The organism is Burkholderia sp. Z1 (assembly GCF_014893795.1).
In the GTDB taxonomy this organism is placed as follows: domain Bacteria; phylum Pseudomonadota; class Gammaproteobacteria; order Burkholderiales; family Burkholderiaceae; genus Burkholderia; species Burkholderia theae.
This window is the reverse complement of the sequence record NZ_JACFYL010000001.1, coordinates 819,776-844,584: the sequence shown is the minus strand read 5'-3', so window position 1 is coordinate 844,584 and position 24,809 is coordinate 819,776. Positions and strand designations below refer to the sequence as shown.

The window sequence follows — 24,809 nt, the reverse complement described above, 5'->3', positions numbered from 1 at the left end:
CTTTCTCCCTCAATTCATGGCGGCGTTCGGCGCCTGCACGCCGTTGCGCCGCGTTACGCCCGCCAGCCCAAGGACGAACAGCGCCGAGCACAGCACGGGCACCGCGGCCGCATGGAACAGCGCGCCGTTGGTCCAGTTGAGCGCAATCAGTTGCCCGCCGACGAGCGGCCCGAGCACCGAGCCGATCCGGCCGATGCCGAGGCTCCAGCCGATGCCCGTCGAGCGCAGCGACGTCGGGTAATACTGGCCCGCGAGCGCATTCACGGCCGGCTGCCCGCCGACCACGCAGAACCCGCCCGCGAACACGACGACCAGCAGCCACGGCAGCGCATGCGCGACCGAGCCGATCAGCCCCACCGACACGGCCGCGCACGCGAAGCACGCGAACAGCACGCGCACGAAGCCGTAGCGTTCGATGAACCAGCCGAGCGACAGCGTGCCGATCACGCCGCCGGTCTGCAGCACGGTGCCGACGATCACCGCGGTGCCCGGCGAATAACCGGCGTCGCGCATCACGGTCGGCAGCCAGTTCGACAGGAAGTACAGATCGATCAGGTTCATGAAGCTGATCGCCCACAGCAGCAGCGTGACCGGCAGGCGGCCGTGGCGGAACAGCTCGGCGACCGGTGCGCCGGTCGCGGCGCGCTCGCGCACGACGAGCCGCGTGTTCGCATCGATGCCGGCCTGCGGCGCGAAACGCGCGAGCCAGTCGCGCGCCTGCGCGTCGCGCCCTTTCAGCACCAGGAACTGCAGTGACTCGGGCAGGCGCTTGACCATCGCGATCGTGAGCACGAGCGGCACCGCGCCGCCGACGAAGAACACCGCGCGCCAGCCGAGCGCCGGGATCAGCGCCGCGCTGATGAAGCCGCCGATCGCCGCGCCGAGCGTGAAGCCGCACGACACGATCATCATCCGCTTCACGCGATGCGCGGCCGGGCTGAACTCGCCGACCAGCGCCATCGCGTTCGGCATGATGCAGCCGAGGCCGAGGCCCGTGACGAAGCGCAGCGCCATCAGCACCGGAATCGAGCCCGCGAACGGCGTCGCGAGCATCGTCACCGCGAAGAACAGCGTCGAGCCGATCAGCACCGGGCGCCGCCCGATCCGGTCGGCCAGCACGGACAGCCCGAGCGCGCCAAGCAGCATCCCGAACAGGCTCGCGCTGAACACCGGGCCGAGCGCCTGCTTCGGCACACCCCATTCGGCGATCACGCTCGGCGCGACGTAGCCCATCGCCTGCGCATCGAAACCGTCGATCACGAGGCACAGCCCGCACAGCACCAGCAGCATCCAGTGAAATCCCGGGCGATGGGTCTCGTCGATCACGCGCTCGACTTCGAGCACGCGCGCGTCGGCCGGCGCCGCGCTCATTGCGCCACCTCGGCGGCCGGATGCGCGGGCGGCGTCACGCCCTGCCGCGCGAGCGCCATCGCTTCGCGCAGCACGTCGGCGTCGCCGATCTGGTTCGCGAGCAGCAGGATCAGCTTCGCGTTGACGAGCTGGCTGTCGCTGTCGGACAGGTCGCGATGCATGTCGATCAGCGCTTCGTAGAACGCGTCCGGATCGGCCAGGCGCGGACGGGTATCGAGTGGGGGCATGACGGGGTCTCCGGTGTCGTTATCGTGTTCAGCGTGCGCAGGTCGCGCGCGCCAGTGCGTCGGTTATCGCCTGGCGGTCGAGCGTGCGCGTCCGTGCGCAGACATGCTGGTCGGGACGCAGCAGGTAGAACGTGCCGGGCTTCGCGTCATAGCGTTGCGCGGCGAAACCGTCGACGTCCTCCACGACGTCGACGCCGGCCACCGGCTGCGCGTGCCCGGCCGGCACGACGAGCACGGGCCGTACCGGCAGCGCGAGGCCGTCGACGGCCTGCGCGAACGCACCTGCATCGCCCGGCAACCCGAACAGCACGCCCGTGAAACCGCCGCTCAAGTGCTGCAGCAACCAGCTCGACGCACCCTGCGCGCGCACCGGCGCATCGGCCGCCGCCGCGCCCGGCCGCATCGCGCCCGCGAACGCGTCGCCGTCACGGTCCGGCGTGTTCAGCGGCGAATCGGCGAGCACCGCCGGCACCGACAGGCGGCCGCTGTTCACGAGCTTGCGCGCGAACTCGTAGTCGCGCGCAAGCTTCAGCGTCGCGTCGCGGAACACGCGCGACACCGGGCTCTTCGGCGTGATGAAGTCGGTCGAGCGCGTCGAGTTGCGGATGTTCTCGTCCGCCGCGAATTCGCGCTCGCTGGCATACGTATCGAGCAGGCGGTCGGCCGAACGGCCGTCGAGCACGAGCTTCAGCTTCCATCCGAGGTTGTCCGCGTCCTGCACGCCGCTGTTCGCGCCGCGCGCGCCGAACGGCGACACGCCATGCGCGGAATCGCCCGCGAACAGCACGCGGCCGTGACGGAACGTGTCCATCCGCTGGCAGCGGAACGTATAGACGCTCACCCATTCAAGCTCGAACTCGACGTCCGGCCCGAGCAGCGCACGCACGCGCGGGATCACGCGCTCCGGCTGCTTCTCCGCGACCGGATCCGCGTCCCAGCCGAGTTGGAAGTCGATGCGCCACACGTTGTCGGGCTGGCGGTGCAGCAGCACCGACTGGTTGCGGTGGAACGGCGGATCGAACCAGAACCAGCGTTCGGTCGGAAACTCCGCCTTCATCTTCACGTCGGCGATCAGGAAGCGATCCTTGAACGTGCGGCCGTGGCTTTCGAGGCCCATCATCGTACGCATCGGGCTGCGCGAGCCGTCGGCCGCGATCACGTACTGCGCGCGCAGCGTCGCGACGCCTTCCGGCGTCTCGATCGTCAGCACCGCGTGCTCGGCCGATTGCTCGACGCCCGTCACCTTGTGCTTCCAGCGGATGTCGATGTTCGGCAGCTCGAACGCGCGATCGGCCAGATAACCTTCGACGTAGTACTGCTGCAGGTTGATGAACGCGGGGCGCGCGTGCCCTTCCTCGGGCAGCAGGTCGAATGCGTACAGCTGCTCGTCCTGCAGGAACACCTTGCCGACGTGCCAGCTCACGCCCTTGTCGACGAAGCGCTCGCCGCAGCCGAGCCGGTCGAAGATCTCGAGCGTGCGCTTCGCGAAGCAGATCGCGCGCGAGCCGGTCGACAGCGTGTCGTCGTCGTCGAGCAGCACGACGGGCACGCCCTGCTGCGCGAGGTCGATCGCGGCCGACAGGCCCACCGGGCCCGCGCCGACGACGATCACCGGGTGGACGGCCGCGTCATGCCCGCGCGGACGGTACTCGAACTTCAGCGTCTGGTAATCGATGCTCATGGTCGCCATCCGCTCCTCAACGCCGCCGCGCGCGCACCGGCGCACCCGTCGTCCCGCCCGTCATCCGCCGGTGCGCCGGCCCGCCGTTCGATGCGCATTTCCTGTCAACCGCCACGTCTCGCTCCTTGCTTCCTGTTGATTCGCGAACGGCGCCGTTCCGCAGCGCCCGAATGCCGCATTTCTTGATCGGCGACAAATCTTGGATTTACGAATAGTAAAACCAATTACGAATAGTGAAATCAACGTAAACCCGAGGTATCGGCTTCAAGACGGGATAACCTTATGAGCGAAACGCCAAGCCGAGCGGGGCGCGCACTGCTAATATCGAGATACGAGGCGGCCCGTTCGGCCGCCGTTTTCCTTCTTACGCCGATGATTCCGCCCACCATTCCCGAGCTGGTCGCCCGTGCCGGGCAACTGCCGTATCTGCGGGATCACCTCACGCTCGCCGAAGGCGGCACCGCGGGCGCGAATCTGCCCGAGCGCACGCTCGGCAGCGCCTACGAACCGATCTACGACGTGACGATGCCCGGCGCGCCGCAATCGACGTCGTTCGCCGATACGATCGAGCGCTACGGCGACGAACTCGGCTTCCAGGCCGTCACGCTCGTCACGGGTGCGCCGCACGATCCGGTCGACTCGGCCGTCGACGACCAGACGCTCGTCGCGATCGACCGCCTGTCGCGCTCGCTGCACGCGATCAACTTCTTCGGCGCGCAGCGCCACGGGCTGCTGTTCCTGCGCGTGCACGAACGGCTGCTCAAGAGCGTGAAGTACGACCACGGCAAGCATTTCTCGTCGGTGCTGCAGCGCTTCGGGCTACCGACCGAGCGGATCGTGATCGAGCTGCCGGCGGTCGCGGTCGCGCACAAGACCTTCCTCGGCTACCTGACGCGCAGCTACCAGCATCACGGCTTCAAGGTCGCGGACAAGCTGCCCGATCCGGGCCGCATCCTCGCGGTCGAATCGGACATGGCACGACCCGACTACATCAAGATGGATGCGGGCATCGCGTTGCGCGACGGGATGGTCAAGGCGCTGGTCGCGTATGCGCAGCGCGTGCGGATTCCGCTGATCTTCGACGGTGTCGTCGACGAGATGCAGTGCGAGCTGCTGCGCCAGCACGACGTGCGGTTCATGCAGGGGCCCGTGTTCGCGAAGGTCGTGACGGCCTGAACGGAGGGAAGTGGCCGGCGCGCGCGGGAAGCGGCGCGCCGGATGCCTGAATCGGAGAATGCTGCTTGCGGAATCCGGCCGGCGCGACGGGATAGTCGACGCCGGCCGGTTCGTTATTGGAGGCGGGGAACAGCCGGTCCGGCCTGAAAGTGGCGCTGCCGCCCTCGCCCGTTCCCGCCGACACCGGTGACCGACCGGTTGCCGTGCGCCGCCAGGCTCAGGCCGTCTGCCCGAGCCGCTGCGCGAGCGCCTTCAGCTTCGGCCCGACCTGCGAGCGGAATGCGCCCTCGTCCATCGACGACGCAGGGCCGCTGCAGCTCAGGATCAGCCAGCGCCCCTCGCGCGGCTCGCGAAACGGCACGGCCGCCGCGTTCACGTCCATGTGCCACGCGCGGAACGAATAGCAGCAACCACCCGCCGAGAACTCGGCCACCGCCTGCTGCGCGGCGACGACGAGCACATCGGCATCGGCCGCGCCGCCCGCCGCGCGATGCAGTTCCGCATAGAGCGCGCGGCGCACGTCCTCCGGCTGCACGGCCAGGTACGCGCGCCCCATCGAGCTCGTCAGCATCGACAGCCGCGAACCGGGCGCGAGCCCGAGCGTCAGCGCGGTCTCGCTGCGGATCGTCTCCAGATAGATCATGTCGAGCCCGTCGCGGCAGCCGAGCGACACCGCCGCGCCGATCTCGCGCGCGAGCGCCTGCATGTGCGGCCGCGCGAGGTCGATCGTCCCCGAGCCCGACAGCAGTGCGTAGCCGAGCGACAGCACGCCGGCGTCGAGCGCATACTTTCCGAGCGTCTCGTCGTAGCGCAAGTAGCCGAGCACGGTCAGCGTATAGGCGAGCCGGTTCACCGTCGCCTTCGGCAGCCCCGTGCGCTCCGCGAAATCGCGATTGCCGAGCATCGCCTCGCCGGGCCGGAATGCGCGCAGCAGGTCGAGCCCGCGCGCGAGCGCGACGACGAACTTGCGTTCGTCGATCGTGGTTTCGTCGATGGTTGAAAGTGTCATCTGATGCTACACTGGGTTCGATTTGCAAAACATTGTTCCGCATAGCGGAACTTCAGTCAAGCGAACTTTACGCACGAGGCCCGCCCCCAAACCCGCAGGGCCCACAGGAGATGACACGATGAGCGCTGCAACTTTTCATTGGGACGATCCGCTGTTGCTCGACCAGCAGCTGACCGAGGAAGAGCGGATGGTGCGCGATGCCGCGCAGGCCTACGCGCAGGACAAGCTTGCGCCGCGCGTCACCGAAGCGTTCCGCCACGAACGCACCGACGCAGCGATCTTCCGCGAGATGGGCGAAATCGGCCTGCTCGGCCCGACGATTCCGGAGCAATATGGCGGCCCCGGCCTCAATTACGTGAGCTACGGGCTGATCGCCCGCGAAGTCGAGCGCGTCGATTCGGGCTACCGGTCGATGATGTCCGTGCAGTCGTCGCTCGTGATGGTGCCGATCTACGAATTCGGCTCGGACGCGCAGAAGCAGAAATACCTGCCGAAGCTCGCGACCGGCGAATGGATCGGCTGCTTCGGGCTGACCGAGCCGAACCACGGCTCCGATCCGGGCAGCATGGTCACGCGCGCGAAGAAGGTGCCCGGCGGCTACGCGTTGTCCGGCACGAAGATGTGGATCACGAACTCGCCGATCGCCGACGTGTTCGTCGTATGGGCGAAGCTGGAAGAGAACGGCAAGGACGCGATCCGCGGCTTCATCCTCGAAAAGGGCTGGAAGGGCCTGTCGGCGCCCGCGATCCACGGCAAGGTCGGGCTGCGCGCGTCGATTACCGGCGAGATCGTCCTCGACGAGGTGTTCGTACCCGAAGAGAACCTGATGCCGAACGTGAGCGGCCTGCGCGGCCCGTTCACGTGCCTGAACTCGGCCCGCTACGGGATCGCATGGGGCGCGCTCGGCGCCGCCGAGTCCTGCTGGCACACCGCGCGCCAGTACGTGCTCGACCGCCAGCAGTTCGGCCGGCCGCTCGCCGCGAACCAGCTGATCCAGAAGAAGCTCGCCGACATGCAGACCGAAATCACGCTCGGCCTGCAAGGCGTGCTGCGTCTCGGCCGGATGAAGGATGAAGGCACGGCGGCGGTCGAGATCACGTCGATCATGAAGCGCAATTCGTGCGGCAAGTCGCTCGACATCGCGCGGCTCGCGCGCGACATGCTCGGCGGCAACGGCATCTCCGACGAATTCGGCGTCGCGCGCCACCTCGTGAACCTCGAAGTGGTCAACACGTACGAAGGCACGCACGACATCCACGCGCTGATCCTCGGCCGCGCGCAGACCGGCATCCAGGCATTCTTCTGATCGTCCGGATGCGGCGTGCGCGGCAGCCCTGCCGCGCACGCGCAAAAGAGACGGCCCGCCCGGCATGACTGCCGGGCGGGCCGTTTTTCATCGGATCCGCAGGTCCGGGCCGCCGGCCCGGTACCGCGTTCAAGCGCCGCCGATACTTACTTGTTCGGCTGCGGCGTCAGACGCAGATACGGACGCACCGCGTTGAAGCCCTTCGGGAAACGCTTCTTCAGCTCTTCCGGATCCTGCAGCGACGGCACGATCACGACGTCGTCGCCGTCCTTCCAGTTGCCGGGCGTCGCGACCTTGTAGTTGTCGGTCAGTTGCAGCGAGTCGATCACGCGCAGCACTTCGTCGAAGTTGCGCCCCGTGCTGGCCGGATAGGTGATGGTGAGGCGCACCTTCTTGTTCGGGTCGATCACGAACAGCGAGCGCACCGTCAGCGTCTCGTTCGCGTTCGGGTGGATCATGTCGTACAGCTGCGAAACCTTGCGGTCCGCATCGGCGATGATCGGGAAGCCGACGACCGTCGACTGCGTTTCGTTGATGTCGTTGATCCAGCCCTTGTGCGATTCGACGCCGTCGACCGACAGCGCGATCACCTTCACGTTGCGTTTCTCGAATTCGCCCTTCAGCTTCGAGGTCAGGCCGAGTTCGGTCGTGCACACCGGCGTGTAGTCGGCCGGATGGGAGAACAGGACGCCCCAGCCGTCGCCGAGCCACTCGTGAAACTTGATGGGGCCCAGGCTCGATTCCTGCTCGAAATCCGGTGCGATGTCGCCAAGACGCAGACTCATGATGTTCCCTCCTCGAACGATGCTGGTTGAAATCGCGCGCCGGGTCGGCGCGGGACAGTCTGTCAGCTTACGGGAAGCAATGGGCCGTGCGAACGATTATTCCGTTTGATATTCATACTTTTTTGTCATTTTTACCCGGTGCTGCTGCGCGACGACCGGCCGTGGAGGAAACTTTTCACCCCGTTTGCCGCTCTGTTCATGATTACAAGTCGTTTACCATGCAGTCTTGCGCTGCCGCCGTGCGTCTTCCCGGCTCGCCAGCAGGCAGTCGTTTCGCTACGATGTGAACCTGCAGCATGACAGCACGATGGGAGTTGCAATGTCGGAAATCAACAAGGAGAAACTGATGTCGGATATCAAAACCGTTCTCGCGGACGCCGAAGACCTGCTCAAGCAAGCCGCCAGCAGCACCGGCGACCGTGCAGCCGAACTGCGCGAGAAGGCCATGTCGCGCCTGAAGCAGGCCAAGGACAAGGCAGCCGACGTCCAGGTCGTCGTGGTCGAGAAAGGCAAGAAGGCCGCTCGCGCGACCGACGACTATGTGCACGAGCATCCGTGGACGTCGATCGGCGTCGCCGCCGGCGTCGGCGTGCTGGTCGGTCTGCTGATCAACCGCAAGTAACGCGCTCTGCGCCGTTCCGTCCCGTGGGCCACGTCGCGCGGGCCACGGGCGTCGAAGCCGGCCGGCGGGTGCCGCCGGCCGGCTTTGTCCTAGCTGCTCACTGCACGCGCAAGCATCTCATCCATGACGACAGACACTACTTCGCAGCCGTCCGGCCAAGGACCGCTGCGCCGCCTCGTCGGCTCCGTGATCGGACTTCTGCAGACGCGCCTCGAACTGGTGGGCATCGAGCTCGCCGAGGAGAAGGAGCGCCTGATGGGCGTGCTGTTCCTCGGGCTCGCCGCGATGATGCTCGCGACGATGGCGCTCATCAGCCTGACCGTGCTCGTCGCGATCGCGTTCTGGGACACCTATCGCTGGCAGTCGCTCGCGGCGATCACCGCGCTGTATGCGGCGGGCGGCATCGCGTGCGCGCTGAAGGCACGCTCGAGCCTGCGCGATGCGCCGACCGTGTTCGAGGCGACGCTCGCCGAACTCGACAAAGACCGCGAACTGTTCCGCGGCAAGCCGTGAACGCAGTCGCGCTCACCCTTCCCACCTACTTCGCCGACGCGCCATGAGCCAGAACGTTACGGGCAATTCACCCCGCTCCCATTCGTCGCGATCGAACTGGAGCGCGTCGCAGCACCGCGCACTCCGCAAGGAATTGCTGATCCTGCGATCCGAAGTCGAGCGGCTCGAACTCGCGGAGGCTGCCGGCGAAATGCGCCAGGCCGTCACGCGCTTCAGCTGGCTCAAGGTGTTCGTCCCCGGCCTGTCGAGCAACAAGTTCGGCCAGTCCGCGAAAAACCTGAACGCGAGCCTCGGCAACCTCGTCAACCAGTATCCGATGCTGAGTTCGCTCGCGTCGCTCGTGCTGGCGAAACCCGTTCGCTCGCTGCTGCGCGCGAGCGCGGGCCCCGCGCTGAAGTGGGGCACGCTCGGCTTCGCCGCATGGGAGGTCTACCGGATCTGGAAGCAGTCCCGCGACGAGCGCGGACTCGACGCGCACGACGACTGACACCCGGCGACATGCGCGCACGGCCATGCGCCGTCGCGCGCCTTTCTTGCGAATTCAACGCACACCCCAGCAAGCAGCGCGCTGTTCGTCCGCGCCATCGTTCCGTACATTGCCCTTCGTTCCGTCCGAGCGCAGCGTGAATGCGCCGCAGGCATCGTCGTGCATCGGGCCTGTGTCGAGCGGGCTTGCTTCCAGTTCATAGCTCACCGGCGAGTCGTCGCCGTCCGGCTGCCCGAGCGTCAATCGATAGACGGCCCGCCCGTCCGGCGGCGCCTGCGCGAGCGCGTCCGGCAATGCCGCAGGCCGCGCACCATCCAGCGTTTCGAGATAGTGGGCCGCCCGGTACAGCGCGGACACCGCCGACGCGCGATGAACGCGCACGACATGCTCGCGATACGACGGGACGCCCCAGCCGGCCAGCACCGCGACGATCGCGAGCACGATCATCAGCTCGATCAGCGTGAATCCCGCCGATCGGTACACGAACGTGCGGCCGCTCATCGAAGCCCCGCTGCGACACGACGCCAGCGTAGTGCGACGATGCGCCCGTCGCGTATCGCGACCTGATGCTGCAGCCAGACGGCGCTCGACGCATGCGCGCCGACGCCACGCGCGGTGATGAGGTAAGCGCGGCCACCGGCCGGCCCTGCCCCGCGCCATGCCTCGATCAGGCATCGCGGCGGCTGCGCGGCCATCGGCCATCCGGCAAACGGTACGAACGCTTCGTCGGTTGCCAGCGCCGGCATACGCCGCCACGCATCGGGCTCCGCGTGCGATTCGCGTTCGCTCAGGTACGGCGCCGAGCCGCGCAGCAAGCGCGCGGTGCACGCCGCAAGTGCGGCATCGGCCGCATGGAATGCAATCAGCCGATCCGACAACGCACGCGTGCGGCGCGCTTCCGTCAGCGCGGATTCGAACCACGTGCCTGTCAGCGCCGCGACGGCCGCACCGACCGCGATCACTGCCGGCAATGCAAGCCCTGCGTCGCGTCGCCAATCGCGACCGGCTGACCGCAAGCGTATGCGCGGCTCGCACCGGGTCGCCGCCGGGGTTCCCGCGCTGGCAGCATGCCGAGGTTCGTCGCCGTTCGCCGCGATGCGCCGATGCGTGTTGCCTGCCGCAACGCATCGCGATATCTCCCGTACGTGATGTCCTGCTCCGCTCATCGCAACACCTCACGTGCGTGCGTTGCGTCGCTCAACGTGTCGTTGAATGCGATCGCGGAATTCCTCAACGCGACGATGCGATCAAGCGTCAAACGTGCGCGGTTGTCCTGTGCAACGGCAACGCGACCGTCGCAGTCGACGTGGCGAACCGGCGCGCGCATCGGCTCGCCGCGCGCACGCACGCAAACATGCACGGCCACGACGCCGCGCCAGTCGTCGATACGCATCGCATCGGCATCGACGAACTGCATGCCGTCGCGCGGCAGATAGCGCACGCGCAACTGATCGATTCCCGACACGACGGGCTGTGACGTGCCCGGGCGGCCGCTTCCCTCGCAATACAGTTCGGGTTCGCCCGTCGACGGGCTGACATGCGCATCGAAGCGGTTCTCGACCGGCGACCGTTCGCCGGACTCGCCGACACCCTGCCCGAGGCAGTCCGACACCTGCCCGCTCACGGTCGGCCATGTCGACACGACATCGCCGACATACCGGATCAGCAACCCGTCCGACAAAGCGCGCCCGGGCTCACACCGCACCTGCGCGCCGTCGCCCCGCACGCGCGCCATCGAGCAACCGAACACCGACGGCAACAACGACGCCCCTTCGGCATCGAGCGGCCTGAATCCCGCCATCTGGATCTGCTGACCAATCAGCATCAGCGCGGTGCCGGCCGCATCGCGCATCCGGAACCCGTCTTCCGCGTGCCGCTGCGCAACGCGTTGCGCGTGGTACAGCGCACCGGCCGCAGCGAGCACGAGGAGACCGACGGTCATCGCAATCAGCACTTCGAGCAGCGTATGGGCGCGCATGCGGCGATCAACCTGCATCGGCGGCAGCCTCCCGAAACGGTATCCGGACGCACGACGGCGGCTGCGCCGACACGCCAGCGGTTTCGCATCGCGGCGACGCGGCCGTATTGCTGCCGCGCCAGCCGACCACCGCGTAACGCACACCGCCGGGGCCTTCATCCAGCGTCATCGCTCCGCCTGGCAACGACGCAGCCGCCAGCGCCGCGAGACCGGCGTCGCCTCCCGCTGCTGCGTGCGATAGCTCAATGCGCGCGTCGGCCAGCCAAAGCGCGCGCTCGCGCCAGATCGTCGCGCGTTGCCCGCGCGCCATCGCGAGCTGGCTGCCGGCCACCGCCAGCATCACCGTCGCGAGCAGCGCGATGGCCAGCATCGCCTCGATCAGCGACGTGCCGTGCACGGCGTTGCGCATGGCGATCACGCCGCGTCGCAACGGCCGGCGGCGACACGCGCCCGGCCGCCTGCCGCGATCCGCACGCAACGCGATACGCGCGTGTCGTCGACCCCGGACGGGCCGCGTCGCGGACGCAATTCGAAGCGCCGGATTCCGCCGACCGCCTGACCGACCGGCGGCGCGAAAGCCAGATCGTGCGCTGCGCCCGCGACGGCCACTTCGGCATCGCGCGGATAGCGCCGCAGAACGCGCGACTGGCCGTCGAACTGCCCGCTGACGATCCAGTCGCACGACCACTCGGCCGGATCGCACCGCTCGCCGGCACGCAGACAGGTGCCGTCACTCCCGGCCCGGCACAGCGTGACGCGCACGCCGAGACGCGTCGCCTCGGACCGCGCAAACGACAGCGCGCCGAGCAACGCGCGCGAGCGCGCATCCACGCGTTCACGCATGCGCCACTGGTCGAACGCGGGCGCCGCATGGAGCGCGAGCCCGGCCGCCAGCGAGATGGCGACCATCAACTCGACGAGCGTGAACCCGCCCGAGCGTCGCACCACGTTTTTCAAGAGGTGACAGTGAAGTCTCATCGCAACCGCCTTCCGTCAAGGTGATGCGACGACTGTAGCGACGCGTGCGGACGCACGCCATTTGCCGAACGGCCGACTGGCGACATGCGATCGCGGCCGACACAATCGACGCGAACTGAACCAACGGAGAAGACGATGAACGGACGCGGCGCGTCAGCGCTTACGCGGTGTCTTGGCGGGAGAGGCGCGACGGAACTCTTCGATCACGTCGGCAAATTCGGAAACGTCCTCGAACCGGCGATATACCGATGCGAAGCGGACATAGGCGATCGTATCGAGGCCGCGCAACTCGTTCATCACGAGTTCGCCGAGCTTCTCGCTACGCACTTCGCGCTCGCCTGTCGCGAGCAGTTGATATTCGATGCGGGCGACCGCCGCGTCGATCGCGTCGGCAGCAACCGGCCGCTTGCGCAGCGCGAGTTGCATGCTGGCGACGATCTTGCGACGGTCGAATTCCGTGCGGCTGCCGTCCTTCTTCACGACGAACGGCAGGGACAGCTCAACCCGCTCGTAGGTCGTGAAGCGCTTGTCGCAAGCCGAGCAGCGACGGCGCCGGCGAATCGCGGCGCCATCTTCGGACACGCGCGAGTCTACGACCTGCGTGTCGTCATGCCGGCAGAACGGGCAGCGCATCGATCAGCGATAGACCGGGAAACGCTGGGTCAGCTCGGCGACCTGCGCGCGCACGCGCTCGATCGTCGCTGCATCTTCCGGGTTCTCCAGCACGTCGGCGATCAGGTTGCCCACCTTCTCCGCTTCCGCCGGACCGAAACCGCGCGTCGTCATCGCCGGCGAACCCAGGCGCACGCCGCTCGTCACGAACGGCTTTTCCGGATCGTTCGGGATCGCGTTCTTGTTCACGGTGATGTGTGCCGCGCCCAGCGCCGCTTCCGCTGCCTTGCCCGTGATGTTCTTCGCGCGCAGGTCCACCAGCATCACGTGGCTTTCCGTGCGGCCCGACACGATCCGCAGCCCGCGCTTCACCAGCGTTTCAGCCAGCACGCGTGCGTTCTCGACCACCTTCTCCTGGTAGGCCTTGAACTCCGGCGACAGCGCTTCCTTGAATGCCACCGCCTTCGCCGCGATCACGTGCATCAGCGGGCCGCCCTGGATGCCCGGGAAGATCGCCGAGTTGATCGGCTTCTCGTACTCGGCCTTCATCAGGATCACGCCGCCGCGCGGGCCGCGCAGGCTCTTGTGCGTCGTCGTCGTCACGAAATCCGCGTGCGGCACCGGGTTCGGATACACGCCCGCTGCGATCAGACCGGCGTAGTGCGCCATGTCGACCATCAGGTAGGCGCCCACCGACTTCGCGATCTTCGCCAGACGCTCGAAATCGATCTTCAGCGAGAACGCCGATGCGCCCGCGACGATCAGCTTCGGCTTGTGTTCCTGCGCAAGCTTCTCGGCCGCTTCGTAGTCGATGTCTTCGTTCTCGTTCAGGCCGTAGCTCACCACGTTGAACCACTTGCCCGACATGTTCACCGGCGAGCCGTGCGTCAGGTGACCACCGTGCGCGAGGCTCATGCCCATGATCGTGTCGCCCGGCTTGAGCATCGCGAAGAACACGCCCTGGTTCGCCTGCGAACCCGAGTTCGGCTGCACGTTCGCGGCTTCCGCGCCGAACAGCTGCTTCACGCGCTCGATCGCCAGTTGCTCGACCACGTCGACATACTCGCAGCCGCCGTAATAGCGCTTGCCCGGATAACCTTCCGCGTACTTGTTCGTGAGCTGCGAGCCCTGCGCGGCCATCACGGCCGGGCTCGTGTAGTTTTCCGACGCGATCAGCTCGATGTGATCTTCCTGGCGGCGGTTTTCCTGTTCGATCGCTGCGAAGACTTCGGGATCGACGTTCGCGATGGTGCTTTGGGCTCTGTCAAACATACGGTTTCCGTTAAGTGTGTACAGGTTGACCGGAGTGGCCGAGTACGGTGCGTTGCTGGCGGGACCAGCTCGACGTGGCGGAAGAATCCGTATGACGCGAGGCAGGACAGCCACCGGCGATGCACGCAACGGCGCACAACGGCTGCCCAGGCGAACGGCAAAAACGGCGCCCCGCGCTTCACGGTGGGATGCTCCACCTTGAACCCGAAGGGTTCTATCGCCAGTCACGCAGGGGTGATGAGCGCGTTAGTGTATTGGATGCGTCATGAATAGGCAACCGCACGGCAGTGCGCCCCAAGCAATTGGGGCCAGACTCTACGCGCCCGTGCCGAAACGCTTTGGCGCCTTGCCGCGGTGCGGCAATCTCAGTAGGCTTGCGGGATACCACCCGCTACTTTGTCACCGACCAGGAGCAGCAATGATCGTGTTCGTCACAGGCGCGTCCGCCGGCTTCGGCGCCGCCATCGCCCGAGCCTTCGTCAACGGAGGCCACCGCGTCGTCGCGACCGCGCGCCGCAAGGATCGTCTCGATACGCTCGCCGCCGAACTCGGCGATTCCCTTCTGCCGTTCGAGCTCGACGTGCGCGACCGCGCGGCCGTCGAAGCCGTGCCGGCCGCCCTTCCCGCCGAATTCGCGGCGCTCGACGTGCTCGTCAACAACGCCGGCCTCGCGCTCGGCGTCGAGCCGGCCCAGAAGGCCAGCCTCGACGAATGGCACACGATGATCGACACGAACTGCACGGGCCTCGTCACGGTCACGCACGCGCTGCTGCCCGGCATGATCGCGCGCGGCCGCGGCCACATCTTCAATCTCGGTTCGGTTGCCGGCACCTATCCGTATCCGGGCGGGAACGTATACGGCGCGACCAAGGCTTTCGTCCGACAATTCAGCCTGAACCTGCGCGCCGACCTGCTCGGCACGCCGCTGCGCGTCACCGACATCGAGCCGGGCCTGTGCGGCGGCACGGAGTTCTCCAACGTCCGCTTCCGCGGCGACGACACGAAGGCCGCGAACGTCTACCAGAACGTCCAGCCGCTCACGGCCGAGGACATCGCCGACACGATCTACTGGATCGCGACGCGCCCGGCGCACGTGAACATCAACACGATCGAGATGATGCCGGTCGCCCAGGCGCCGGCCGGCCTCACGATCCATCGCGGCTGACACACCGGGCACACCGCGGGCCGCCTCCGGCCGGCCCGCGGTGTGCTACGTCGTACTACATTCCGTTACGAAACCGTTACGAATCCGGTTCCCGCCTTCCGGTAGAATGCGCGCCATGACTCAGCCTACCCGCCCCCCGGAAGCGCCTTCCGGCTTTACCTGGCCGGTGCGCGTGTACTACGAGGATACCGATGCAGGCGGCATCGTCTTCTATGCCAACTACCTGAAGTTCTTCGAACGCGCCCGCACCGAGTGGTTGCGCGCATGCGGCATCGACCAGCGCCAGCTCGCCGACGATACCGACGCGATCTTCATCGTCCGCAGCACGTCGCTCGACTACCGCGCGCCGGCGCGACTCGACGACACGCTGGCGATCACGAGCCGGCCCGGACGCATCGGCCGCGCATCGGTGGAATTCAGGCAGGAAGCCTGGTGTGGCGATACGCTGCTCGTGGCCGGACACATCCGCCTCGGCTGCGTCGACCGTACCGGCATCCGGCCCGCGGCCATCCCGCCGGTCGTGCTCGACGCACTGCACCGCGGGCCCGTCATCGAGGCCGGGCAGACTGTATTGTCAACGAAGCTCGCATGAGCGCCGTTTAGACAAAGCCCATGAACTTGCCTTCCTGATTCGATACTAAGCAAGGTTCGGCGCCAGGCATGGCCGGCGCGCCGCGCCACACGCATACCGGGCGCCCCGAAGGGACGTTACTCAAACCTCTATGAACACTTCTCAAGACCTGTCGATCATTTCCCTCGTCCTCAACGCGAGCGTGCTGGCCCAGGCCGTGATGGGGCTGCTGCTGCTGCTGTCGCTGATGTCGTGGACCTTCATCTTCCGCAAGTGGTTTGCGATCCGCCGCGCACGCGCGCAGACCGAACGCTTCGAGAAGGATTTCTGGTCGGGCGGCGACCTGCAGGCGCTGTACCAGAGCGCGGCCAACAACCGCCACACGATCGGCGCGCTCGAGCGGATCTTCGAATCGGGGATGCGCGAATTCCTGAAGGGGAAGGAAAAGCGCATCAGCGATCCGGGCCTCGTGCTCGACGGTGCACGCCGCGCGATGCGCGCGTCGTTCCAGCGTGAAATGGACGTGCTCGAAGCGAACCTCGCGTTCCTCGCATCGGTCGGCTCGGTCAGCCCGTACATCGGTCTGTTCGGCACGGTCTGGGGGATCATGAACTCGTTCCGCGGCCTCGCGAACGTGCAGCAGGCCACGCTCGCGAACGTCGCACCGGGCATCGCCGAGGCGCTCGTCGCCACCGCGATCGGCCTGTTCGCCGCGATTCCGGCCGTGGTCGCGTACAACCGCTACGCGCACGACATCGACCGCCTCGCGATCCGCTTCGAGACCTTCATCGAAGAGTTCTCGAACATCCTGCAGCGTCAGGCCCAGTAAGGAGCGCGCCATGGCAGGAAGTCCCATCCGATCCAGCATGCGCGGCGGCCGCTCGCGCCGTGCAATGGCCGACATCAACGTCGTGCCGTACATCGACGTGATGCTGGTGCTGCTCGTGATCTTCATGGTCACCGCACCGCTCGTCGCCCCGTCGATCATCAATCTGCCGACCGTCGGCAATGCCGCGCCGCAGGAGCAGACCCCGCCCGTCGTCGTCAACATCAAGGCCGACCGCACGATGAGCGTCAAGTACAAGGGCGACTCCGGCGCGACCCAGGAAGACACGATGACGAAGGCCGAGCTCGACGGCTTCATCTCGGCCCGGCAGGCCGATCATCCGGACCAGCCTGTCGTGATCGCGGCCGACAAGACCGTGCAGTACGATGCAGTGATGACCGTGATGTCGGATCTGAAGGCGCGCGGCGTCAAGCGCGTCGGTCTCCTCGTCAAATCGCAATGAACCCGCAGCAATCCACGCGCGGCACCGGCTACCCGCCTCAGCCTCCCCGCGAGCGGGGCACGTGGCGCGCGTTCGCGCTCGCCGCGCTGATGCACGTGCTGCTCGCGCTGTTCCTCTATCACGGCGTGCAGTGGCAGAACAGCACGCCGGCCGGCGCCGAAGCCGAGCTGTGGACCGAGGTGCCCGACGTCGCCGCGCCGCGGCCCGTCGTGACGCCGCCCGCGAAGGTCGCGCCGCCCCCTCCCCCGGTGCGCGACGAGCAGGCCGACATCGCGCTGCAGCAGAAGAAGCGGCAGCAGGAAGCGGCCGCGCGCGAAGCGCTGCTCGAGCAGCAGCGCCGCGCGCAGCAACTGAAGGCCCAGCAGGAAGACGACGCCCGGCGCGCGCAGCTCGCGGCGCAGCAGGCTGCCGCGCTCGCCGCGCAGAAGGCCGCGGAACGCGACAAGCAGAAGCAGGCCGACAAGCTCAAGCAACAGCAGCTCGCCGAGCAGCAGAAGCTCGAACAGCAGAAACTTCAGCAGCAGAAGCAGGCACAGCTCGAGGCGCAGCAGGCGGCGAAGGCCAAGTCCGACGCGGCCGCGAAGGCGAAGGCGGAAGCCCAGGCAAAGGCGAAGGCCGAAGCGAAGGCTAACGCGGCGGCAAACGCCAAGCTCGACCGCGAGCGCAGCGCACGCCTCGCGCAGATGCAGGGCCTGTCCGGCGCCGGCGAAGGCGGCGGCGAAGGCCTCGCGAAGAGCGGCACCGGCACGGGTTCGGGCGGCAATGCCGCCACGCCCGGCTATGCTGACAAGGTGCGCCGCCGCGTCAAGCCGAACATCGTCTGGGCCGGCGAGCGTACAGGCCTGACCACCGTCGTCAAGATTCGGTGCACGCCGACCGGTGACGTATTGAGCGCATCGGTCTCCCGCTCCAGCGGGAATTCGGGGTGGGATCAAGCCGTGGTCAGTGCGATCCACGCGTCGGTCCCGTTGCCGCCCGATTCTAACGGTCGTACCCCGTCTGACATTACGATTACCTTCAAGGCGGCGGAGTGAAAGGAAATACACTTACACTCCGTGCGTCGCGGTCAGACGGGAACGAATCGGGTATTTTTACTGTCTCTCTGCGGTTGCGCAGCGATCCAAGCCATACGGGAAGCAAGAAGCATGAGTTTGATGACAAAGCTAGGTTTCAGGGCACTCGTGGCCTCGTGTCTGATTTCGGCGGGCAGCGCCGCTAACGCCCAGGTCAACGTGCTGATCACCGGTGTCGGGTCGACCCAGTTCCCCATTGCCACCGCGAATTTCGCGAATGAGGCAGGCCTGCCGCAGCAGGTCACGTCGATCGTCCGCGCCGACCTCGCCCGCAGCGGCAAATTCACCAACATCGACGCGGGCAGCACGCCCGTGCCCGAGACCGCCTCGGTCGATCTCGGCGCATGGAAGGCCAAGGGCGCGAATGCGTTCGTTGCCGGCAGCGTGAACCGCGACGGGAACGGCCAGTACAAGGTCAACTTCATCCTGTACGACACCGTGAAGCAGCAAAGCCTCGGCGGCCTGTCGCTGACGGCCACCGACACCACGCTGCGCACGGCCGGCCACAAGATCGCCGACTACATCTACCAGAAGCTGCTCGGCGTGCGCGGCGTATTCGCCACGCGCCTGTCCTACGTGATCAAGACCGGTAACCGCTACCAGCTGCAGATTTCGGATTCGGACGGCCAGAACGCGCGCATCGCGCTGTCGAGCACCGAACCGATCATCTCGCCGGCCTGGTCGCCGAGCGGTACGAAGGTCGCGTACGTGTCGTTCGAGCGCAAGAAGCCGATCGTCTACATCCACGACCTGCCGACCGGCCGCCGTTACATGGTCTCCGACCAGAAGGGCAACAACAGCGCACCGGCATGGTCGCCGGACAGCAACACGCTCGCCGTCGCGCTGTCGCTCACGGGCAATACGCAAATCTATACGGTCAATGCGAACGGCGGCGGCCTGCGCCGTCTCACGCAGAGCAGCTCGATCGACACCGAGCCGTACTACTCGCCGGACGGCCGCTGGATCTACTTCACGAGCGATCGCGGCGGCGCGCCGCAAATCTACCGGATGCCCGCACAGGGCGAAAGCGCCGGTGCCGCGCAGCGCGTGACCTTCACCGGCAGCTACAACACGAGTCCGCGCGTGAGCCCGGACGGCAAGCAGCTTGCCTACATCTCCCGCACGGGCGGGGGCTTCAAGCTGTACGTTCAGGATCTGCAATCGGGCGCGGCGAACGCCATCACGAACACGAATCACGACGAATCGCCGAGCTTCGCGGCAAACGGCCAGTATCTTCTGTACGCTACCCAGTCGGGTGGTCGCAACGTTCTGGCTGCAGTGCCCTCCGACGGCAGCGCGCCGCCGCAAATCCTGTCCGTCCAGGGCGGCTCCGTTCGTGAGCCGTCGTGGGGGCCCTTCATGCAATGACCACAAGGAGAGTAACCATGATGTCGAATAAAGCTCGTCTGGCCCTGGCCGTGATGATGATCAGCGCGCTCGCAGCGTGCAAGTCGGGCGTGAAGCTCGACGACAAGGCAAACGCAGGTGCGGTAAGCACGCAGCCGAGCGCCGACAACGTCGCGCAAGTGAACGTCGATCCGCTGAACGACCCGAACGGCCCGCTCGCGAAGCGCAGCATCTACTTCGACTTCGACAGCTATTCGGTGAAGGACGACTACCAGTCGCTGATGCAGCAACACGCTCAGTACCTGAAGAGCCACCCGCAGCGCCACGTGCTGATCCAGGGCAACACCGACGAACGCGGCACGAGCGAGTACAACCTCGCGCTGGGCCAGAAGCGTGCGGAAGCCGTCCGCCGTGCGATGGCACTGCTCGGCGTGTCCGATTCGCAAATGGAAGCCGTGAGCCTCGGCAAGGAAAAGCCGCAGGCAACGGGCCACGACGAAGCATCGTGGGCGCAGAACCGTCGCGCCGACCTCGTCTACCAACAGTAAGTAACGGAAGAATCGCCGTATGACGCACCGTGTATCCTGGCTGCGCGTCGCCGCAGCAATCTGCGTCGCGGGCGCGGCGTGGTCGGCCGCGCCGGCGCACGCCGGCGTGTTCGACGACAACGAAGCGCGCCGCGCCGTGCTCGACCTGCGCAGCAAGACCGACAACCTGGCAAGCCAGCTGTCGGCCGCCCAGCGTACGATCCTCGATCAAACCAGCCGTCTCGACCAGCTGAACCAGCAGGTCGCGACGCTGCGCGGCGAGAACGAGGACCTGACGAACCGGCTGACGACGCTCGAGCGGCAGCAGAAGGAGTACTACCAGGATCTCGACACGCGGCTCAAGAAGTTCGAGCCGCAGCAGGCGACGATCGACGGCGTCGAAGGCACCGTGCAGCCGGGTGAGACGGATGCGCTCAGCGCGGCGCAGCAGCAGTTCCGCAACGGCAACTTCAAGGCGGCGGCGGCTTCGTTCCGCAGCTTCATCGCGAAGTATCCGCAGAGCCCCTACCAGCCGACCGCGCAGTACTGGCTCGGCAACGCGCAATACGCGCTGCGCGACTACCGTGGTTCGACTGCAACGTGGCAAGGGATCGTCAGCAAGTTCCCGCAGCACCCGCGTGCGGCCGACGCCCTCGTGGCGATCGGTACGAACCAGCTCGAACAAGGCCAGAAGGCGGCCGCAAAGAAGACGTTCGAGCAGGTTGTCTCGCAGTACGCCGGGTCGAACGCGGCGCAGACGGCACAGGGCAAGCTCGAAACGATCAAATAATTATCGTGGCGGATTGTTGACGCACCAATAATCTGCCGCTATAATCTTTTGCTCTTCGGGTCGTTGGCTTAGTTGTTAGCGCAGCGGATCTCGAGAAGTGCTTGAGCACGTGGGGTGGTAACTCAGTTGGTTAGAGTATCTGACTTTTAATCAGAGAGTCGAGGGTTCGAGTCCCTCCCACCCTACCATCTATCTTTTTGATAGATGCAATTGAAGCCTCCCGCGCGGAGGCTTTTTTGCGTCTGCTTTCTGCGCATCGAATTCGCAAGCATCCGGCATCCTTCCTGACTCGCCTGATGACTCAAGGCTCATCGCCTAGCAGGATGCAAAAAGAGGCTCGGCAGCAATGCCAAGCCCCTTTTCCTTCGGCTCGTGACCGGCACTGGCCGTCGCTACGGCCCACGCGCCTGCAAACAAACCACAATCGCCCTGTCCGTCACGGCTGACGCGCATTCGCCGCCACGGCCCCGTCGGACGTCGCCGCCGCAACCGGCACCTGCCCCGCCGCTGCTCCCGGCGCGCGCAACCGCACGATTCCCGCCTCCCCGACTTCGACGAACAGATCGCCGTGCGGCGTGACGACCATCCCTGACGGACGATTCAGCGACCCCGGCAACGCGCCGGGCCGATTACCGCGCGACCCGAGTTGCCCGGCGATCACCGCCGCATCGCCCTTCGCGTCGATGCGCAACACGGTATGGTTCCCGCTGTCGCTCATGTACACGTTGCCGCTCGCATCGGCCGCGATCCGGTCGGGCATGCACCACGTCCAGTCGCAGCTGATCAGGTTGTTCGTCAGCCGGTCCTCCTCGTCGCGCGACTTCGCATTCGCAAGCGCACCGTAGTACGCGTGCTCGGCGGCCGGCCACGGCCCGGGCAGGAAATGGATCCGGTGGGCGCCGGTCGCGGGATCGATCTGCCAGATCACATCGCGGCTCAGCACGTAGAGCTGTCCTTGCGGGCCGATCGCCAGATCTTCATAGCTGCCCGGCCGCCGCCGGCTCGCGACGAAACGCTCGACGTCTTCGCGCGGAATCTTGTACTGCTGCGCCTCGCGCGCCACCGTCGCGACCGTTCCCGTCGAGAAATCGAGCCGGCGGATGCTCGCGCCGTGGCCCGCCACATACGGACTGTCGTCGAGCACGTACAACCGGCCATCGCGATCGAAACGCAGGTAGCGCGGCCGCCAGAACGTCGCCTGCGCGAACGGGCCGTCGACCCGCGTCTCGTCGCTGACCTTGCCGCTCACCGTCTGCACGTTGCCCTGCGGATCGATGCGCCGGATCAGCGCATTGCCGCTATCCGCGACATACAGGTTGCCCGACGCATCCAGCGCGAGCCCCGACGGATAGCGGAAGCGTGCGCTCAAGCGCGGCCCGTCGCTGCGCCCCTTGTCGTCCGGCGCGCCTGCCCACAGCTCGCCCTTGCCGTCCGGCGCGATCCGGTAGATCGCGTCGTCGAGCCGGTCGACGTAGTAGATCGTGCCGTCGGCGGCAACCGCGAAGTCGTCGTCGACGGATCCCGGCAACGGCACGATCTTCGCGTCGGCCGTGTCGGTCACCAGCAGCGCATCGCTGCGATTGCTCACCCCCGCGTACGCGAGCAGGCGGCCGTCCGGCGCCGCCTGCAGCACGACCTCGCCGCTGCCCGTCGTCACCAGCCGGCGGCCCGATCCGTCGATCGCCAGCGACGTCAGGTCGCGATCGTCCGAGCGGCCGCGGCGCAACGTCGGCTGCGCGATGCGCACGGTCGCGCCCGGCTTGCCGTCGGCACCGACGGTCACGATCGAACGTGCGCTGGCCGCGATCATCTGTCCCGCGCCGTCGAACGCAAGTGCGATGTAGTCGGGATCGTCATGTGCGTCGCTTGCTTCGGTGTGCTTGTCAGTCTCGCTGGCCGGCGCCGCGCCGATGAACGGCACGCTGCCGGCCAATGCGGCGACCGGACCGGGTTCGGGCGGCACGCGCGTGGCAGCGGCGGCTGCGTCGCTCGCAGCCGCCGCCACGTCCGACGCGTCGGCGGCCTTGCATGAAGGCAGCGGCGTATAGCCGGTCGGCGTCACACGGCCGAACGTCTTGCCGTCGGTGATCCAGATCGCGCCATCCGGGCTCGCCGCGATCGCGCGGATCCGCGTCGGCGTGCAATCGCCGTCGGGCTGCTTCCATGTCGCCACCGATCCGTCGGCGCCGACGATACGCAAATGGCCCGAATACTGTTCGAGCGTCCAGAGCCGACCCTGCCCGTCGAGCGCGATGGCGTCCGGTTGATCGAGCTGGCCGACCCCGCGCGGGCCATCGGCGTCGCCCGACTTGCCCGGCACACCGGCGATCGTCACGACGGTGCCGTCCGGCCGGATCGCGCGCACCAGCGAATTGCCGGCGTCGGCCACGTAGACAGTGCCGTCCGGCGCGCGCACGGCGTCACCGGGCTGGTCGAAGCGCGCGGCGGACGATACGCCGTCCTGATACGCGCGCACGCCGCTGCGGCCGGCCAGCGTCGTCACACGGCCCTGCGCATCGATATGCCGCACCGTCGACGCGTACTTGTCCACCACGAGCACGCCGCCGTCACGATCGGCATGCAGCCGCAGGGCGCCGGCGAAACGCGCAGCCGCGCCGGTGCCGTCGAGATTGCCTTCCGAACCCGGCGTGCCGGCCACCCATTCGAGCGACGGCCCGCCCGCCAGCGGAAAATTGCCGCATGCGCTCAGCAGCACGGCCACGGCCGCGCAGGTCGCGATGCGCACGCCCAACCCGTTCGCATTCCGGATCATCTTGTTCTCCTTACCCGTTCCATTCACGCCGGCTACCGGTACGCGCATCGCGCGGGCCAGCCGGACGATTCCTGTCGATCACTGCGACGCGGCTTGCGCAGCCGGTTGGCAGAACAGCTCGCCGTTGGCGGCGACATAGTCGGCCAATCGCCCCGGATCGCGCACATCGAACAGCGACACGCTGCCGTCCTGGCTCGCATTGAGCACCGCGAGCCGGCTGCCGTCCGGACTGAACGTCAGCGCGAGCGGCCATTCGCCGGTGCGATATGCCGCGCGCAGCATGCCTGTCGAGCGATCGGCGACCAGCACGGTGTTCTCCTGCGGCAGCGTAAAAGCCACCGTGTGGCCGTCCGGGCTGAACGCCAAGTGATAGCTCGTCAGCGCGCGGCAATACTGCGCGGCCTGACGCGGCCGCAGCGTGTTCGCGTCATAGGCCGCGATGCCGTCGCGAAACAGCGCGACCAGATCGCCGGAACCCGGTTCGACCGCAACGTCGTATGCATCGGAATCCGCGATCGTGCCGACCTGCGCGCGCGTCTGCGTATCGAAGGCGTCGATGCCGCCCGCCACGCCGTTCGTGACGAACAGGCGCCGGCCGTCGGCGGACAACGCGAGCGCGGCAGGCCGCCCGAACGGCTGGTTGCCGGCGTTCCCGCCGCTCAGCGCAATCGGCTTGCCGAGCGTGCGAAAAGTCGCGAGATCGACGACCGATACCGAATTGGCGACCACGTTCAGCACATACGCACGCGTGCCGTCCGGCGACACCGCGACGGCCTGCGGAAAACGCTGCACCTTCGCAACGCCATCGACACGCCCGCTGTCGAGATCGAGCTGCGCGAGCGAATCGGGACGCATCGAGCTGACGTATGCATGGCGTTCGTCGGCGGCGATCGCGATGCCCGTCGCCCCCATCCCGCGACAAAAGTTGTCAGGACATCCATCCTTGGCTGGCTTCGCCGGTCGATCACCCAGATCGCGCATGCGCTGCCCGGCCGCCACGTCGATCACCGCGACCGTGTTGTCGCTGTTGCTGGTGACGTACAGGCGCTTGCCGTCCAGCCCGAACGCGATGCCGGCCGGCCCGCTACCGACCGCGATGACGGCCGGCGCATCGGTCTTCGCGGGTGTCGCCGCCGCAGGGTCCGTCTGGGCGCACGCGCCGGCCGCCAGCATCGCGAGCGCCACGGAAAGCACCGCCCGATGCAGGATCCGCGGCTTGAAATCGACTCTCACTTTTTTGCTCCTGGAAGATGGGCA

27 protein-coding genes, 1 tRNA gene and 1 riboswitch are annotated in these 24,809 nt (G+C 67.1%); of the genes, 14 read left to right on the top strand and 14 right to left on the bottom strand.

Annotation, left to right across the window (positions count from 1 at the left end; translation table 11 throughout):
- Nucleotides 1–9: 9 nt before the first annotated feature.
- From H3H55_RS03880 to H3H55_RS03870, 3 genes are read right to left on the bottom strand one after another with little or no spacing between them, the layout of a single operon-like run.
- Complete coding sequence (locus H3H55_RS03880; RefSeq protein WP_193097717.1) at nucleotides 10–1,371, bottom strand: MFS transporter; 1,362 nt, start codon at nucleotides 1,369–1,371, stop codon at nucleotides 10–12.
- Nucleotides 1,368–1,598, bottom strand: coding sequence for a DUF2783 domain-containing protein (locus tag H3H55_RS03875; RefSeq protein ID WP_048242872.1), 231 nt, complete (start codon nucleotides 1,596–1,598; stop codon nucleotides 1,368–1,370). Before H3H55_RS03875 ends, H3H55_RS03880 begins: the two co-directional genes overlap by 4 nt.
- Before the next feature lie 28 nt (nucleotides 1,599–1,626).
- Nucleotides 1,627–3,288: an FAD-dependent oxidoreductase gene (locus H3H55_RS03870; RefSeq protein ID WP_193097716.1), complete on the bottom strand. Its 1,662-nt coding sequence runs from the start codon at nucleotides 3,286–3,288 to the stop codon at nucleotides 1,627–1,629.
- Between the two features lie 363 nt (nucleotides 3,289–3,651).
- Between H3H55_RS03870 and H3H55_RS03865 the strand changes: the two genes are divergently transcribed.
- The gene (locus H3H55_RS03865) at nucleotides 3,652–4,455 is read left to right on the top strand and encodes an EAL domain-containing protein (protein ID WP_129513823.1); all 804 of its coding nucleotides are present in this window, start codon (nucleotides 3,652–3,654) and stop codon (nucleotides 4,453–4,455) included.
- A 217-nt stretch (nucleotides 4,456–4,672) separates the two neighbouring features.
- Here the strand turns inward: H3H55_RS03865 and H3H55_RS03860 are convergent, their stop codons facing one another.
- Nucleotides 4,673–5,464, bottom strand: coding sequence for an IclR family transcriptional regulator (locus tag H3H55_RS03860; RefSeq protein ID WP_193097715.1), 792 nt, complete (start codon nucleotides 5,462–5,464; stop codon nucleotides 4,673–4,675).
- Nucleotides 5,465–5,582: 118 nt separating this feature from the next.
- Here H3H55_RS03860 and H3H55_RS03855 point away from each other — a divergent pair, with 118 nt between their 5' ends.
- Entirely contained in the window at nucleotides 5,583–6,770 is a 1,188-nt protein-coding gene (locus H3H55_RS03855) for an acyl-CoA dehydrogenase (protein WP_193097714.1), read from the top strand.
- A gap of 146 nt (nucleotides 6,771–6,916) precedes the next feature.
- Here the strand turns inward: H3H55_RS03855 and H3H55_RS03850 are convergent, their stop codons facing one another.
- The gene (locus tag H3H55_RS03850) at nucleotides 6,917–7,555 is read right to left on the bottom strand and encodes a peroxiredoxin (protein WP_011351087.1); all 639 of its coding nucleotides are present in this window, start codon (nucleotides 7,553–7,555) and stop codon (nucleotides 6,917–6,919) included.
- Between the two features lie 319 nt (nucleotides 7,556–7,874).
- Here H3H55_RS03850 and H3H55_RS03845 point away from each other — a divergent pair, with 319 nt between their 5' ends.
- The 3 genes from H3H55_RS03845 to H3H55_RS03835 all read left to right on the top strand — a co-directional run bounded on the left by H3H55_RS03845 (nucleotide 7,875) and on the right by H3H55_RS03835 (nucleotide 9,177).
- Complete coding sequence (locus tag H3H55_RS03845) at nucleotides 7,875–8,177, top strand: DUF883 family protein (RefSeq protein ID WP_048242877.1); 303 nt, start codon at nucleotides 7,875–7,877, stop codon at nucleotides 8,175–8,177.
- Nucleotides 8,178–8,300: 123 nt separating this feature from the next.
- Nucleotides 8,301–8,690, top strand: coding sequence for a phage holin family protein (locus H3H55_RS03840; RefSeq protein WP_048242878.1), 390 nt, complete (start codon nucleotides 8,301–8,303; stop codon nucleotides 8,688–8,690).
- A gap of 43 nt (nucleotides 8,691–8,733) precedes the next feature.
- Nucleotides 8,734–9,177: a DUF3318 domain-containing protein gene (locus H3H55_RS03835; RefSeq protein ID WP_048242879.1), complete on the top strand. Its 444-nt coding sequence runs from the start codon at nucleotides 8,734–8,736 to the stop codon at nucleotides 9,175–9,177.
- 54 nt (nucleotides 9,178–9,231) lie between these two features.
- On the opposite strand, the gene H3H55_RS03830 is transcribed toward H3H55_RS03835, so the two are convergent.
- From H3H55_RS03830 to glyA, 7 genes are all read right to left on the bottom strand, one after another.
- A complete protein-coding gene (locus tag H3H55_RS03830; RefSeq protein ID WP_193097713.1) occupies nucleotides 9,232–9,678 on the bottom strand; it encodes a type IV pilin protein in 447 nt (148 codons plus the stop codon).
- A complete protein-coding gene (locus tag H3H55_RS03825) occupies nucleotides 9,675–10,193 on the bottom strand; it encodes a pilus assembly protein (RefSeq protein WP_193097712.1) in 519 nt (172 codons plus the stop codon). Before H3H55_RS03825 ends, H3H55_RS03830 begins: the two co-directional genes overlap by 4 nt.
- A gap of 146 nt (nucleotides 10,194–10,339) precedes the next feature.
- Complete coding sequence (locus H3H55_RS03820; protein WP_193097711.1) at nucleotides 10,340–11,173, bottom strand: PilW family protein; 834 nt, start codon at nucleotides 11,171–11,173, stop codon at nucleotides 10,340–10,342.
- Nucleotides 11,163–11,564, bottom strand: a complete 402-nt coding sequence (locus H3H55_RS03815; protein WP_193097710.1) for a hypothetical protein — start codon at nucleotides 11,562–11,564, stop codon at nucleotides 11,163–11,165. The genes H3H55_RS03820 and H3H55_RS03815 overlap by 11 nt, the downstream gene beginning before the upstream one ends.
- Before the next feature lie 5 nt (nucleotides 11,565–11,569).
- A complete protein-coding gene (locus H3H55_RS03810; protein WP_193097709.1) occupies nucleotides 11,570–12,133 on the bottom strand; it encodes a GspH/FimT family pseudopilin in 564 nt (187 codons plus the stop codon).
- 153 nt (nucleotides 12,134–12,286) lie between these two features.
- Nucleotides 12,287–12,766 (bottom strand): transcriptional regulator NrdR, encoded by a 480-nt coding sequence (nrdR, locus tag H3H55_RS03805; protein WP_006476792.1) that lies wholly within the window; start codon nucleotides 12,764–12,766, stop codon nucleotides 12,287–12,289.
- 3 nt (nucleotides 12,767–12,769) lie between these two features.
- Nucleotides 12,770–14,017 carry a serine hydroxymethyltransferase gene (gene glyA, locus H3H55_RS03800; protein ID WP_048242883.1) on the bottom strand — a complete coding sequence of 416 codons (1,248 nt, stop codon included), beginning with the start codon at nucleotides 14,015–14,017 and terminating at the stop codon, nucleotides 12,770–12,772.
- A gap of 137 nt (nucleotides 14,018–14,154) precedes the next feature.
- Nucleotides 14,155–14,255, bottom strand: a riboswitch (ZMP/ZTP riboswitch).
- Nucleotides 14,256–14,435: 180 nt separating this feature from the next.
- Here glyA and H3H55_RS03795 point away from each other — a divergent pair.
- From H3H55_RS03795 to H3H55_RS03755, 9 genes are all read left to right on the top strand, one after another.
- Nucleotides 14,436–15,182, top strand: a complete 747-nt coding sequence (locus H3H55_RS03795) for an SDR family NAD(P)-dependent oxidoreductase (RefSeq protein ID WP_193097708.1) — start codon at nucleotides 14,436–14,438, stop codon at nucleotides 15,180–15,182.
- A 106-nt stretch (nucleotides 15,183–15,288) separates the two neighbouring features.
- Nucleotides 15,289–15,774 (top strand): tol-pal system-associated acyl-CoA thioesterase, encoded by a 486-nt coding sequence (gene ybgC / locus H3H55_RS03790; RefSeq protein ID WP_193097707.1) that lies wholly within the window; start codon nucleotides 15,289–15,291, stop codon nucleotides 15,772–15,774.
- 130 nt (nucleotides 15,775–15,904) lie between these two features.
- Nucleotides 15,905–16,582 (top strand): protein TolQ, encoded by a 678-nt coding sequence (tolQ, locus tag H3H55_RS03785; protein ID WP_129513815.1) that lies wholly within the window; start codon nucleotides 15,905–15,907, stop codon nucleotides 16,580–16,582.
- 10 nt (nucleotides 16,583–16,592) lie between these two features.
- Nucleotides 16,593–17,042 (top strand): protein TolR, encoded by a 450-nt coding sequence (gene tolR / locus H3H55_RS03780; RefSeq protein WP_034182823.1) that lies wholly within the window; start codon nucleotides 16,593–16,595, stop codon nucleotides 17,040–17,042.
- A complete protein-coding gene (tolA, locus tag H3H55_RS03775) occupies nucleotides 17,039–18,076 on the top strand; it encodes a cell envelope integrity protein TolA (protein WP_193097706.1) in 1,038 nt (345 codons plus the stop codon). Before tolR ends, tolA begins: the two co-directional genes overlap by 4 nt.
- Before the next feature lie 111 nt (nucleotides 18,077–18,187).
- Complete coding sequence (gene tolB, locus H3H55_RS03770) at nucleotides 18,188–19,483, top strand: Tol-Pal system beta propeller repeat protein TolB (RefSeq protein WP_129513813.1); 1,296 nt, start codon at nucleotides 18,188–18,190, stop codon at nucleotides 19,481–19,483.
- A gap of 17 nt (nucleotides 19,484–19,500) precedes the next feature.
- A complete protein-coding gene (gene pal / locus H3H55_RS03765) occupies nucleotides 19,501–20,010 on the top strand; it encodes a peptidoglycan-associated lipoprotein Pal (protein ID WP_129513812.1) in 510 nt (169 codons plus the stop codon).
- Between the two features lie 19 nt (nucleotides 20,011–20,029).
- Entirely contained in the window at nucleotides 20,030–20,779 is a 750-nt protein-coding gene (gene ybgF / locus H3H55_RS03760; protein ID WP_048242890.1) for a tol-pal system protein YbgF, read from the top strand.
- A 111-nt stretch (nucleotides 20,780–20,890) separates the two neighbouring features.
- Nucleotides 20,891–20,967: transfer RNA gene (locus H3H55_RS03755), tRNA-Lys, on the top strand.
- A gap of 248 nt (nucleotides 20,968–21,215) precedes the next feature.
- On the opposite strand, the gene H3H55_RS03750 is transcribed toward H3H55_RS03755, so the two are convergent.
- Together H3H55_RS03750 and H3H55_RS03745 are read right to left on the bottom strand one after the other, a co-directional pair.
- A complete protein-coding gene (locus tag H3H55_RS03750) occupies nucleotides 21,216–23,552 on the bottom strand; it encodes a hypothetical protein (RefSeq protein ID WP_193097705.1) in 2,337 nt (778 codons plus the stop codon).
- A 78-nt stretch (nucleotides 23,553–23,630) separates the two neighbouring features.
- Nucleotides 23,631–24,785, bottom strand: coding sequence for a beta-propeller fold lactonase family protein (locus tag H3H55_RS03745; protein WP_193097704.1), 1,155 nt, complete (start codon nucleotides 24,783–24,785; stop codon nucleotides 23,631–23,633).
- Between the last annotated feature and the right edge of the window lie 24 nt (nucleotides 24,786–24,809).